The 12,786-nt window shown below is 60.8% G+C and carries 9 protein-coding genes; all 9 read right to left on the reverse strand.

Annotated features, from left to right (window positions below):
* Window positions 1-48: 48 nt before the first annotated feature.
* Genes ABH945_RS27780 through ABH945_RS27820 form a run of 9 tightly spaced genes read right to left on the reverse strand, consistent with a single transcriptional unit; the run spans window position 49 to window position 12,779 of the window.
* On the reverse strand, window positions 49-1,230 hold the full coding sequence (locus tag ABH945_RS27780) for a polysaccharide pyruvyl transferase family protein (protein WP_429252691.1): 1,182 nt from the start codon (window positions 1,228-1,230) through the stop codon (window positions 49-51).
* Window positions 1,227-2,390 (reverse strand): glycosyltransferase, encoded by a 1,164-nt coding sequence (locus tag ABH945_RS27785; RefSeq protein ID WP_083380156.1) that lies wholly within the window; start codon window positions 2,388-2,390, stop codon window positions 1,227-1,229. The genes ABH945_RS27780 and ABH945_RS27785 overlap by 4 nt, the downstream gene beginning before the upstream one ends.
* A gap of 6 nt (window positions 2,391-2,396) precedes the next feature.
* A complete protein-coding gene (locus tag ABH945_RS27790; RefSeq protein WP_429252692.1) occupies window positions 2,397-3,437 on the reverse strand; it encodes an EpsG family protein in 1,041 nt (346 codons plus the stop codon).
* 49 nt (window positions 3,438-3,486) lie between these two features.
* Entirely contained in the window at window positions 3,487-5,640 is a 2,154-nt protein-coding gene (locus tag ABH945_RS27795; protein ID WP_429252693.1) for a glycosyltransferase, read from the reverse strand.
* Window positions 5,637-7,901 carry a polysaccharide biosynthesis tyrosine autokinase gene (locus tag ABH945_RS27800; protein WP_074771378.1) on the reverse strand — a complete coding sequence of 755 codons (2,265 nt, stop codon included), beginning with the start codon at window positions 7,899-7,901 and terminating at the stop codon, window positions 5,637-5,639. Before ABH945_RS27800 ends, ABH945_RS27795 begins: the two co-directional genes overlap by 4 nt.
* Entirely contained in the window at window positions 7,898-8,470 is a 573-nt protein-coding gene (locus ABH945_RS27805; protein WP_083380157.1) for a low molecular weight protein arginine phosphatase, read from the reverse strand. Before ABH945_RS27805 ends, ABH945_RS27800 begins: the two co-directional genes overlap by 4 nt.
* Window positions 8,455-10,137: a hypothetical protein gene (locus ABH945_RS27810; RefSeq protein ID WP_429252694.1), complete on the reverse strand. Its 1,683-nt coding sequence runs from the start codon at window positions 10,135-10,137 to the stop codon at window positions 8,455-8,457. The genes ABH945_RS27805 and ABH945_RS27810 overlap by 16 nt, the downstream gene beginning before the upstream one ends.
* Before the next feature lie 22 nt (window positions 10,138-10,159).
* Complete coding sequence (locus ABH945_RS27815; RefSeq protein WP_429252980.1) at window positions 10,160-11,341, reverse strand: polysaccharide biosynthesis/export family protein; 1,182 nt, start codon at window positions 11,339-11,341, stop codon at window positions 10,160-10,162.
* Window positions 11,342-11,396: 55 nt separating this feature from the next.
* On the reverse strand, window positions 11,397-12,779 hold the full coding sequence (locus ABH945_RS27820; RefSeq protein ID WP_429252695.1) for an undecaprenyl-phosphate glucose phosphotransferase: 1,383 nt from the start codon (window positions 12,777-12,779) through the stop codon (window positions 11,397-11,399).
* Window positions 12,780-12,786 lie beyond the last annotated feature (7 nt).

Here is a 12,786-nt window from a genome sequence, read left to right on the forward strand (position 1 = left end):
CAAGGACGCCTTCTGCAGATTCGGCGCCCGCTCATCCCGGCAGGTGATTCAGACGGACCGCTCACTCGCTTCATCGCGCACGATATCCGCGACAAAGCGAGTGAACTGGTCAAGGTGCCATCCGGCTTTCGAATAGCGACTCTGACGACCGCGAAACAACAGGTCCGTCACGTGCGCGACACAGACCTCGTTGGCCGGTTGGGATTCCTGCGGACCGCGTAATGCGTTGTCGCGCAAGAACTCAGAGCATTTGGACTGGTAGCAAAACAGCATGATAGGGACGTCGTACACAAAACTGACGATCGCGCCATGCAACTTCGAAGTCACGACGCAGGTCGCTCCGGCGAGCAGATCAATGACCCCGGTAATCGAATCTCCATATTGAAAGCGGGCGACCGAGACATTTGAAGGCGAGAACAGGCGCGCAATGTCTCCCGTGACTGCGACACTCTCGTCGTCCAGAGAAGCGAATATCACATGATCGACGAGACCTAGTCTGTCGACCGCGGCGAGAATCGAAAGAACTGCGTCCATGTACTGTCGTAAGTGAATCGACACCACGAGTGTGCGCCGCGACTTTCCACTGAGCGTCGGCGTGTAAACTGCTGGAAGCGAGAACGCGAGATCCCGAAGGTTGGCAGGCTTCGAGCCCGTCGCATCCTTAACCGCCTGCACCGATGCTTCATCGCGAACCGCAATTCGAGGCACGGCCCTCAGGATCTCCGCGAATGCCTGTTGCCGTTCAGTCGTGCTAAAGGGGCCGACCGACACGCCGAGCGCCGCGACCGGGCGATTGAGGCGGCGTCCCATATTGATAATCAACCTTGCAAACGGTAGCGAGGCGTGGGCGCCAAACAGCGAACCTCCGCCGAACACGGCGGCTCTTGCTTGCCATATAGCCGCGACATAGGTGAGCGACCGTGCTGCGGCGCCTAGTGTGCCACTACGCGTCCACAATCTGCGAGCGAGAGGCAGGTGGAACAGATACGTCAATTCCTGTGCAGGGGACGCCCCCACGATCAGCGGCTTGATACCAGGTGTTCTGACTGAAATTGCTTGCAGCAGATAGCCGAATAGATCGTCGCCAAAGTTATGACGCCCGTAGAATCCGAAGAACGCGATGCGTGTTTCGCGGACGGCCGTGATTGCCTGCAGGTCGCGATGAAGGCGTTGAGTGGGGCGCAGGTCCGGTGAGACGCGGGGCGGGGCGTCGACTTCAGGTGTGTTCATTTCAGGGCCTCATTTAACAGTGCTTGTGCGCGGGGCCGCGAGTGTGGGGAATGCCCCGGCGTCAGCAGACGTCGATACACGCCGACATAAGCGCGGAAAAGTTGCTGATCGCCGAAACGGTCGCGCGCATGGGCACGCGCGGCCGTACCCATTTGTTTGCGCAGCGCTGCGTCGACGATTAACAGGCGGGTGTAGTACTCCAGCTCGTCGTCGTTATTGGCAAGAAACCCGGTCACGCCGTGGACGATCACGTCGCGATTGCCCACTATCCGACTGGCTACAGCCGGCAATCCAGCTGCCTGAGCTTCAATCAGTGCGATAGGCATGCCTTCCCACAACGAGGGCAACACGAAGATGTCGCACTCCAGAAGTCGCAATCTGAGTTCGAGCGCGGTAATCCAGCCGCTGATCTGAACCGCTTCGCGATCGACCCATTGATCGATCGCGTCGGCCTCGCCGTCACCGAACCAGACAAAGCGGGTGCGCGGTAGGCCGGCAAGCCGCTGCGCGAGATTCGTGAATCGCCACGGCGCCTTCTGATAGGTTACGCGTGCAGACGTGCAAATGACTACCTGCTCGGCGGGTTGCCTGTAATGGTCAGGATTAAACCCGTCGAGTTTCACCGCATTTTCTACAAGGCTTGTGCGTTCCGTCCGTCGCAGAAGCATGCGTGCATAACGCAATTCGCTTTTGGAGCACGCGACGATATGTCCACCCATCGCGTGAAGCCACCGCTCGACCAGTAGATAGACTTTGCTCTTGAGTGGCGAGATGTCCTTCTTGAGAAAGGCAAACCCGTGCGGGGAATAAATCGTACGCGAGCTGATACCGAGCAGACGCGCGGCGACGCGCCCGAGTGCCGCCGCCTTCGACGAGTGGAGATGGACGATATCCGCGCGCTCGCGAAACAGGCTGCCGACAAGCAACACAATGCTCACGAGATCATGGACGCCGATCTGCGTGCGCATGTCCACCATCTCACGTCGGACTCTGGGATCGAACAGACTGTCGAGCTTGCCGACCGTCGGCGTATCCGGCCGGACAGAGTGCAGCACTACAACCTCATCTCCTGCCGCGACCTGGCGATTGGCGAGCAGAACGACGCAATGCAGCACACCTCCGCCCAGTGCTTCTGTTACGTGTACGATTTTCTGTCGCATAGTCGATCACCCTAGTTCCTGAATGGCTGGAGCCGCCTGATAAGGCAGGAAAGGAGACTCACCCTGACCTTCCTCATCGGACATGTTGTGGATTCGTCCCGCGAGCGCGACTAGTCCAATGATGAATAGCCACATTCCGAGGTTCGCCTTCATTCGGCCGCTGGGCGGAGCGAACTGACGCCACATCACGACCAGCATCAGGTTCACGAGAATCAGCTGGAAACGGATGCCCGCGTAAGTGACCTGCGTCATGGCGTAAAGCACCATTGCCAGTAACGCGCAAATCAGCCAGCCAATGGGCGGAATCGCGAATTGCCGTCTGTAAATGAGCATCACAGCCAGCATCAGTAACTGGATCAGCAGGAACAGCAGACCCGACGAGGCATTGGGGGCCGCTATGCCGGTGTAAAGACTGGTCTTGTCGGCGAAGTAGTCCGGCATCACGAGCGAGATACCGATGACCGCCACCGCGACGCCGACGAGCATGAGCGTGTGTCCGCGCCGCGTCGTTGCAATGAAAAGCAGGAACAGGAGTGCGGATGAGAAGTGCACGCAGGTGCCGATCAGCGCGAAGATGAGGTATCGCAGCGGCCTTTGGTGCGGCGCCACGCGAGTTGCGACAAGAAAGATGGCCGACGCGAGACCGAAGCGCATCACGTTCATGGTCAGTTCGTAGAACATGCCCGGTACGAGGACCAATCCGCCGAACCAGATGCCATAGCGGCTGCGGGAAACCGACCAGAGCAGCAGCAGGGCGGTTGTCATCGAGATACTGTTGACGACGAAGCGGGGGTCGGGATCGACGGACCAGAGCAATTGTGCATAGGCATTGAATAGCGGCTCGGCGCCATATCCATTGCCTTGACCGAGGTCCGTGAAAGCCTGGTAATACGCGGCGGTATCGGTGCCGCTGTGACCGCGCAGAACGGCCAGCGCGACGATCGGCAGCGAGCAGGTGAGTATGACGACGGGGTTGGTGCCGCCATAGGCGATACACAGCGCTACGCCGAAGTAGAAGATCAATAGCGGCAAGAGGTAATAGCTCATGGCGCCTGCCTTGCATGTCGGTGCAGCGCGTCGGGTGCGGATCGATTGCTCATGTCAACTTCCGCGACAGCAGGCAACGCCGGAGGTACTTCGCGGCGCTGAGAAGCGAGAAGCACAGCCACTCCACGTGGCTGATCGATCCTCGCCGGCGAAATCGCAGGTAGTTGTCCTGTTCGCCTTGCTGGATTTTCCAGAGCTGCGCGCTCAGGCCGGTCTGGGCGCCGAACTGCGCCTTATAGACGTAGGAGAGCGGAAACGGAAACAGAAAGGCTTCGCCCTTATCCACCAGAACCACTTCGAGCAACATGAAATAGTCTTCGGCATGCCGCTTCGTTTCGTCGAAGCGGGCTTCGACATCCGCGCGCATGAGGATGCTGGACGGCGTGAAGCGGTTCGAGAACAGCACCCGCTGCCGGGACATTTGGCGCGGCACCGTAACGGGAGGCCACGGCTGCGCGTCGGCGCGCTGGTGCGGTTCCAGTTGCGCGACCGGATGGCCGGTGATAGCGGCATGTGGGCGAGCCGACATCCAGCCGTACTGGATTGCCATCTTCGCGGGATGCCAGCTGTCATCCGAGTCGAGGAACGCGATGTAAGGCATCGTGGCCGCGCGCCAAGCGGCATTGCGCGCTGCGCCAGGGCCCGCATTGCGCGGTTGGAGGATCACGCGAATCCAGTCGGCGGGGTACTGCGTCACCAGATCGGCGAGAAGTGCGCGGGTGCCGTCCGTGCTGCAGTCGTCGACCAGAATCAACTCGTGCGGCCGCGACGTTTGCAGAAATACCGACTGGACCGCTCGCGCAATCGTCGCGCCACAGTTGAAGCACGGAATGATGACGCTGACCGGGATCGAGCGGGAGCGCGAGAGAGGCAAGCCGGCCGGGACGGTGCGAGTTCCCGTAGCGGCTTTCTGCCTGCTGCGAGCGCGAGCGAGAAAGTGACGCGCGCACAGCACCGACAACACAGCCCACACAACTTCGCCCGCGACCGATGCGACGGCGGCACCCATGATGCCCGCATGCGACACTCCGAAGATGGTTGCCACCACGCTGAAGAGCAGGGCGATCAACGCGCAGCGATTGCGCACGCGAATCAGATCGCGAGTGGTCATCACCGACGAAGCGCTGACGGTGAGAAACCTGAATGGCGTGCTGATCGTCATGAGCGCGACGACGCTGGCCGATTGCGCGTAGTGCCGCCCAAACACAATGGGCACGACGAGCGGCGCGAGCCATGCTGCCAGCCCGGCCAGGACGATTCCCGACGCGAACATCCACTTGTTGCCGTCGCGGTACGTCCGTTCGAGGCGTGCGTCGCCGGAGGCGGCCCAGCGGTGCAAACGCGGCATCAGCAGTTTCTGGAACAGCACCGTCGGCAGCAGATAGAGCGCACTCAGAATCGTGACGGCGACGCTATAAATACCAACATCCGACGCGGTGCCGAGGTGAGACACGATCACCATGCCGCTTTGTCCATAGGCATAAAACAGCAGGCTGGACAGGCCAAACGGCATGACGTTACGCCAGAGTTCGGTGAGCGTCGGTGACGGCGGCATCGTCTGCGGGCGTGACGCGGCGGAGTTCGGTCCGTGTCCGACCAGTTCCGCCGCACCGCGCCGCAGCGCGGCGATCGAGCGCCACGCACCGAACGTGATGACCAGTCCAATGCAACCGAAGCCGAGCGCCATCGCTTCGCTATTTGCGCCGGCGCGCCAGCAAGCCACGACCAGCAGGAGCCGCCCGGCGTGCTGCAGGATCTGCCACATCGCGACACGGCTGAATTTCTCTTCGAGCTGCAGCCTGGCGGAAGCCATTTCGATGGCGCCCTGCGTCAGCACGACCGGGAGCATCGACAGCAACAGTTGGCCGGTGCGGGCATCGGCCGTACCGAGCCACGCCCACAACACGGCCGCGGCGACGCACGCGAGCGCGCTGCGGGTGATGAACCGTACCGACACCTCCATCCAGCGTGTAGCGGCCCAGCCTTCGGTACCGTAAGCCTTCAGCCAGAAAGACGGCACACCGAAGCCGACCGCCGGCGCAATGATCGTCACGACCGCCAGCGCGGCCGCGAACTGCCCATACGCCGACGAGGAGAGCACGCGCGCCAGCACGGCCTGAACCGCAAACGCGAGCGCAGCCGATCCCAGTGCGCTAACCGACAATAAAGACGCCGCCCAGGCGTCGCGGCGCCGCTGCGTCATTGCACCACCTCGTCGATCACGGGACGAGGGTCTTCTCCCCGTGAATTTGCGTAGTGGTAGCTTCCGTAGCTCGAGCCGTAGCGGAAACGGCCTGCGTGGCGATCGATGCCGTTGAGCACGACACCCTTCACTTCGACGTTGACCTGACGCAGACGCCGGGCGCATTCCTCCAGTTCCGCGGGTTTTGTGATGGAGGCGCGCGCAACCAGGAAGACGTTGCCGCTGGAATAGGGCGCGAGAATCGCGGCGTCGGGTACCGCGAGAAGCGGAGCGGTGTCCACGATCACGATGTCGTAGTGTTCGGCGAACGTCTTGAAGAGGTCCGCCACACCCGGCTTGCTCAAATGATCGGCGGCATTGGCCGGCAGCGAGCCGCTCGGCAGAAAGTCGAGCGTCGAGCGCTCGATCTTGCGGATCGCCGCGTCGAGCGTGCAGTTCCCGATGATCACATCCGAGAGTCCGGCCGCCGAATAGCATCCATGAGCGCGGCTCAGTCCGCTGCGCCGCAAGTCTCCGTCCACCAGTAGAACCCGTTTTCCGGTACGTGAGAGGACGGCCGCGACGTTCCACGCGATAAACGATTTTCCGATATTCGGCGCCGGCCCAGTGAACATCACAACATTGTTGGCGGAATCGGCCAGCGAGAATTGCAGGGCGGTACGCAGGCTACGCAAACTCTCGATCGCCGGGTCAGCTGGGTCGACGAATGCCAGCGGCCGATGCGGACTGTTTTTGCGGCGTCCACGCGCAGTCCAGCGGAACCCGCGGCGGTTTGCCATCGGGACGACGGAGAACACGCTGAGATCGGTCTGCTCCTCGATTTCGTGCGGGTCGGAAATTCCGCGGAACAACAGATCGCGCGCGAACGCGGTGCCCGCCGCTGCGAAGAAGGCCAGCACGATCACGACCACGCACAGCACGGGCCGCCACAAACGAATCGGTTGATCGGGCAGCAGTGCGCTATCCAGCACGCGTACATTGCCGATTCGTCCCACCTCCAGAATCTGCAACTGTTCGATGTTATTGAGCAAGCCGACGTACAGATCGTTGGCGATCTTGACGTCACGTTGGACTTTCACGACCTGGCGCTGTGTCTCGGGCAGGTGGTCGATACGTTGATTGAATCCCGCCGATTGCGATTGCAACACCTCGATCTGGTGATCGAGCGCGATCACGGTCGGATTGTTCGGTTCGAAACGCGTCAACGCATCCGCACGCTTTTGTCGCAGCGTGCTGATTGCGGTTTCGTTGTCGGCCGACTGTTGCAGCACGGCACGGGCTTCGCCATCAAGATCGACCGATCCCAGCCTGGTCCGCACCACCGAGTAAGCGCTTTCGGCTGCGTCGAGTTTCTGCCGCAAATCAGGCACCTGACCACGCAGAAACGTCAGGGAACGCGCGGCCTGCTCTGCCTTACGGTCTTCGTTCTGGTGGACATAGTGCTGTGCGATATCGTTCAGGATCGCGGTGATCAATACCGGATCGCTGCCGCGCAGCTTGACCTGTAGCACGTTCGAATCTTTGCCCAGCTCGCTGATGGAAAGACTACGTTGCAACTGATCGATCGCTTCGAGACGCGATTGCCGGATGAGCTTGAAACGGGCGCCGATCGCCGCATGGATATCGCTGATCTCCAGCGTGATCGGCCCGTTGTCGCTGATGAAGGTTTCGCTTGTGCCGACCCGCCCAATCACGTCGCGCGCCAGCCCAGTTCCCGAGAGGCGGTACAGGCCGCCGTCGAGCACGATCAGGCGGTAGGGTTCTCCTTCCAGTTCGGTGGGGACATCGAAGCGCTTGACGACTGCACGCTCGCCACCCCACGTGTAACCGCCGATTCCCAGCAAGCCCGGGCGGGTTAGCCCCGTATTCGATCGTGCGATTGCACGACCGATCAACGGAAAGCGCGCGGGCGATGCTTCGATATCGAGGCGCAGGTTATCGACCGCCGAGGCTACGACGAGGCGTGATTGCAACACCTGCATTTCGGTATCGGCAGACGACTTCACGTCGAGCATCGACGAGAGGTCCTGACCCAGCAGCGACGAAGCGGTTGTCGCGGCAGATCCTTCGTCGACTTGAGTAATGATATTGACCTGATATTGCGGGTCCGACAGGAATACCGCTGCAATACCCAACACCGACACGGTTCCGAAAATCCACAGCATCATGCGTCGGTAGAGCAAGAACACGTCGAGCATGGCCGCCAGGTTGAATTCCTTTTCGACGGTACGCACATCATGCGGAGCATACGGCGGGTTCATTGAACACCTCCGCGCCGGCAGACTGCATCGGAATGCACACGCTCGCTGATCGGCTCATTCAGATCGTTCAGTCGATGCGCCCAATAGTCGACGCCGCTTCTCAACGCTTCGCGACAGGTGCGGAATGCGGCGAGTGGTAAGCCGAACGGGTCGTCGATATCGATACCGTCGAAGCCGCACAACGTGAAAATCCGACCCCGCATGGTCGGATAAAGCGATTGCAGACTGCGCGATTGTGCGGAGGTCATGGTGAGAATCAGATCGGCCTCGTTCGCCAGCTGGCGGGTCAGCTGCGTGGCGCGATGCGAGCGTATGTCGATGCCGATTTCTGTCAATGCCGCGACCGCTTCGCTCGTTGCCGGCTGTCCTACCTCGGCAGCGAGTCCGGCCGAACGTACCTGAAGCGTCTCGTCGCGGCTCTTGAGCATGGCGGCAGCCATCGGGCTGCGGCAAAGGTTTCCGTGACACACCGTTAGAACATTGGAAATCATCTGGTTTTGCTTTCTTTGTGTTGAGACGTGGTCGACTCGACGGGGTGCTTGCGCGCCAGGCGTCACGACGAACGCCATATGGCCAGTTCATTAATCTCGAGCTTCCCTGTCCAACCGCTGAAGCTCACCGTGAGGAGAGCCTCGGAGGCACCGGCAGGGACGGTTGCTTGTGCAAGCGGAAGCGGGTTTGTGGTGCTTTTGACTTCACTTGTGCCGACGGGGACGGCTGCTGCGGCGAAAAACTGGAACGAGAAGTTCGTGCGACCCGTCGTACCCGTAGCATTTGCCATACAGGCAGCCGATACGGTCTCGCCCGGCCCGACCGGGAAAGCATGACGCGTGGTCAACGAGAAGGGTGAGTCGCTCTGTTCCGGAAACGAGACTTGCAGTGTCTGCGTCGATCTGACCACGGCGTCGCCTACGGGTGGCGGATTTGTGACGACCAGCTCGCCGCTCGCCAGGTGGACGGATGCGCTAGACGTGCTCCAATGGCTTAGTTTGTCCATGGGCGTACCGGCTCCATCGAACGAGAAGTCGCTATCGGGGTTGCTCAGGCGGCCCCGCCACGGCAACGCAGGAGTTTTCTGGAAGCTCATCGTCTGCAATGACTCGACCGGCACTTCGTCGCCTATCAGCGCCGTCAATGTGTTCTGTTCCGGAGCTTCGAAACGCCATTCGACGCCCGAAGCGGCGAATTTCGCAGTTCCGGCAACAAGGCGACGCGGTGCATTGATGAGGTCTTTGCGCTTCCAGTGTCTCGGCAGGACGATCGAGTCGCGTAACACGACGCGAAGACGCTCGCCCGCGGCGGTCGCGTTGACCAGCAGGCCGTCGATTCCTTCGACATGACAATGGCTCATGGCCACCGTACCGTAGCGCGCGTGGGCGCCGAAATGCACCACGTCGCCGTTGAAATCGAACGAACACGCGTCGAAGACGAAATCCATGCTGTCGGAGTTGATGTCGACGGCGCGTTCCGAACCCGCAAACGTGCAGTCGACGAAGGTCATCCGCTCCCCGCTGTTCACGCTTCTACCCACGCCCGGTGCGACATAAATGCTGCTGTCGCGATTCTGTTCGAAGCGCGACGAAAACCAGGCGGTCAGATAGGTATTGATTGGATCGATCTGCAAGGCACCCCGCCAACCTGTCACCACGACGTTGTGGCCACCGGCATCGCGTACAGCGCCGGAGAATCCGGCCTGCCGGTTGCCCATGACGATGCCCGATCCCTCTGAACGCTCCCTACCGGGACCGAGTATCGAGATCGTGCCGCCCGAGCCGTCGAGAAACGGCGAACGGTCGCCGGGAAAACGCAACGCGGTCGCGGGAAGCGTCGTTTCGTTTCTGCACGTCAAGCCATCCCACCCGGCTGGCAGGAGAGAAAAGTCGAGCAGTACGCCGCCCACCGAGCGCAGCTTGATCCACGGCGCCGTGTCGATCGTTCCGGACAGACCATAGCGGCCGGCGGGAATCAGCAATGCAGGCAGGCACGACGTGTCACGCGCTCGCAGTGCAATGTTCCGTACGTAGTCGATCGCGCGCTGGAACATGCCCGTGTCGTCGCTTGAGCCCTTGCCTTTGGCAGCAAATTCGGTAACCCACAGAAATCCGTTTTGCGACGGAGCCACGGCGGATTCACTCCATCCACGTGAAGCGGCGGTCGCACCCAGCATGGCGACACCGGCGGAAAGACCCATGATCGAGCGTCGATTCACGACGACCTCGCTGTACGAGACCCGCATTCCAAATAGCCTTGGCCGATGATCATTTCGTCACCAGGCCAGCATAGAGACCTGCGGTAATGCCAGGAAGCAGCAGACTCAAGACACGGCTGAACCGCACCAGGCCGTTGCCGTCGACATACACGATGTCCTTGGGCTGCAATTCGAAGCGGTTGGCGAGAATCATCGACACGGGTGAGCCGGCGTCGAGGTGATACACGTGCGCGTCCTTGCCCACGCCGCGAATGACATAGAGTTGTGCTGCATCGGCCGTCGTTGAACTGATGCTTCCGGCTTGCGAAATCGCGTCGCTCAACGTGAGTTGCCCGCTGCGTAGCGGTAGTGCGGTCACGGGTTTCGTCACTTCGCCGAGCACGAACACACCGTTTTCTTCTCTGGCGGAGACACGAACGAGGTCGCCGGCGCGCAACATGATCTTTGAAGGATTCACACCACGTTGCAGCATTTTCGTGAAGTTGATGTCGTACGATCGACCTTCACGGGTCAACGTGATGCGGCTCTGATCCGCCGCCGCACTGAATCCTCCCGCATGACTGATCGCGTCATACAGGCTGGTGGGAATATCGTTAATGGCTTGCGCGCCCGGCGTGCGAACTTCTCCGTCGACGTACACCTGCTTGGCGCGAAACGACGCCACGCGCACCGTCACCTGAGGGTTGTGAAACGATTTGCCCAATTCCGTGGCAATTTTCTGCTGGATCTCGTCGATCTTCATACCCTGAACCCGAACGCTGCCGACGTACGGGAACCGCAGGAAGCCGCTATCGTCGATAACGAATCCAGGCGGCGGATCGTAGGCACGCGAGTCGGCGGGCGGCTGCGCTCCCAGCGCGGCAGCGAGTTCCGGGTGGTCCCAGACGGTGATCTGGAGCACATCGCCGGCGCCGACCGTGTAGCTCTGCGCGCGGGCCAGCAGGGCGGCGAGATTGGCGTCGTCGCGGTGATCCGCCTGGCTGCTGATGTCATCGATCGACGACAACGTCACTTCCGTTGTCGGCACAGGCAATTTTTCGGCCGGCGTTTGGGCCGTCGCATCGCCGACAGGTAACGACGAGTTGCTTTGCATCTTCATGCCGGGCGCAATCGAGCACGCCGAGAGCGCGAACGACAGCGCTGCGAGTCCTGCCAGCCGCGTTATCGGAAATACTTTGACTCCGCTGCGCCCGAGCACAGGGAACCACAGGTTCGAATGCTTCACTTCAATTCCTTTCGTGGGGCTTGCAGACCGTCTTCTCCCGGACTGCCGATCCACATAATGTTTAATAGGCCTGGTTGCCGGAAAAACCACGAATCACCGTGTGTAAAACGATTTTGATGTCCATCCAGAACGATCGATGGCGCAGGTAGTAAAGGTCGTACTCCACGCGACCGGCCATCTTTTCCAGTGCGTCCGTCTCACCCCGGTAGCCGTTGATCTGGGCCCATCCTGTAATGCCGGGCTTGATTCGATAACGGTCGACATAGCCGAGAATGAGGGGGCCGTACAGGTCGTCGTGTTCGAGCGCGTGAGGCCGGGGACCGACGATCGACATGTCGCCGCGTAGCACATTGATGAACTGCGGAATCTCGTCGAGACTGGTACGACGAAGGAAGCCGCCAACACGCGTAATACGACTGTCGTTGCGGGTTGCCTGACGCACCACGCCGTGCTCCTGTGCGTGGACCCGCATCGAGCGAAACTTGTAGATTGAAAACGGCCGGCCCTTCAGGCCTTTGCGGCGTTGCCGGAAAAAGACCGGACCCGGCGACGAAATCTTGATAGCGATGGCGATCGCGATGAACAGCGGTGAGAGCGCGGCCAATGCAGCCAGCGCAAAAGCCCGGTCGAAAATCTCCTTGCCGGCCATCGCTTCGTCGGAAATGGCCGACGGCGACAGACTGATCGACGGAATGTCGAGTGCGTTGGCCGATGCAATACCCGCATACAGTCCTAACGGCATGAAATCCGGCATTAACCGGATCTCAACGAGTGTGTTCCGGAGCGCGTCAGTACAACGGGCCGTGACTGCATGAGCCGACAACGGCAACGCGAGCCACACTTCCTGGATGCCGCCGGATTTCGCCTGCTCCACCAGGTGAGCGAAGCGCGTTTCGACAAATTCAACGACTTCTTCGTCCGTTCCCGTGTTGGAGGCGTGCAGCTCGACGACATCGGCGACCCGAAAATCCAGATGGTCGCGGGCATCCACCTTGGCGACGATCTGCTTGAGATAGTCCCCATGTCCGACGACGGCCACATGGCGGGCCGGACGTCTTTGCGCACGCAAGGCCGGATCCGTCGTGTGCCCGGTCAGGCGCCAGGCGGCAAGCATGACGACGCCGACTACGGTCCACCATGCCATCCAGGAAGCGATGGCCGCGTCCAGCCGGTTAATCGAAAGCAGGAGCAGAACCCCCCCGAACTGCAAACCTAACCAGGCCGGCAAAACTCGAGTACATAGGCGATGTATCGAGCGCATAGGAGGAACGGCGTACGCACGACATGCCGGCAAAATGGCGGTAGACGCCATCAGGATCACGATCGCGAACAGTAACTGCAGCGCACCGTTTTCATGGCTTCGTGCAGGAGCGATCAGGGTTGCAATGACTGCTGCGAGCGCCAGGCACCCGCTATCGATAGCACGCGAGAGAGTTCTTTTCATGGGATCT

It is taken from the genome of Paraburkholderia sp. GAS333 (genome assembly GCF_050435665.1).
In the GTDB taxonomy this organism is placed as follows: domain Bacteria; phylum Pseudomonadota; class Gammaproteobacteria; order Burkholderiales; family Burkholderiaceae; genus Paraburkholderia; species Paraburkholderia fungorum_A.

What these genes read in the sequence shown, in the direction of transcription:
- ABH945_RS27780 (WP_429252691.1), bottom strand. Translation starts at nt 1,230, where the DNA reads ATGAACACACCTGAAGTCGACGCCCCGCCCCGCGTCTCACCGGACCTG.
- ABH945_RS27785 (WP_083380156.1), bottom strand. Translation starts at nt 2,390, where the DNA reads ATGCGACAGAAAATCGTACACGTAACAGAAGCACTGGGCGGAGGTGTG.
- ABH945_RS27790 (WP_429252692.1), bottom strand. Translation starts at nt 3,437, where the DNA reads ATGAGCTATTACCTCTTGCCGCTATTGATCTTCTACTTCGGCGTAGCG.
- ABH945_RS27795 (WP_429252693.1), bottom strand. Translation starts at nt 5,640, where the DNA reads ATGACGCAGCGGCGCCGCGACGCCTGGGCGGCGTCTTTATTGTCGGTT.
- ABH945_RS27800 (WP_074771378.1), bottom strand. Translation starts at nt 7,901, where the DNA reads ATGAACCCGCCGTATGCTCCGCATGATGTGCGTACCGTCGAAAAGGAA.
- ABH945_RS27805 (WP_083380157.1), bottom strand. Translation starts at nt 8,470, where the DNA reads ATGGCGTTCGTCGTGACGCCTGGCGCGCAAGCACCCCGTCGAGTCGAC.
- ABH945_RS27810 (WP_429252694.1), bottom strand. Translation starts at nt 10,137, where the DNA reads ATGCGGGTCTCGTACAGCGAGGTCGTCGTGAATCGACGCTCGATCATG.
- ABH945_RS27820 (WP_429252695.1), bottom strand. Translation starts at nt 12,779, where the DNA reads ATGAAAAGAACTCTCTCGCGTGCTATCGATAGCGGGTGCCTGGCGCTC.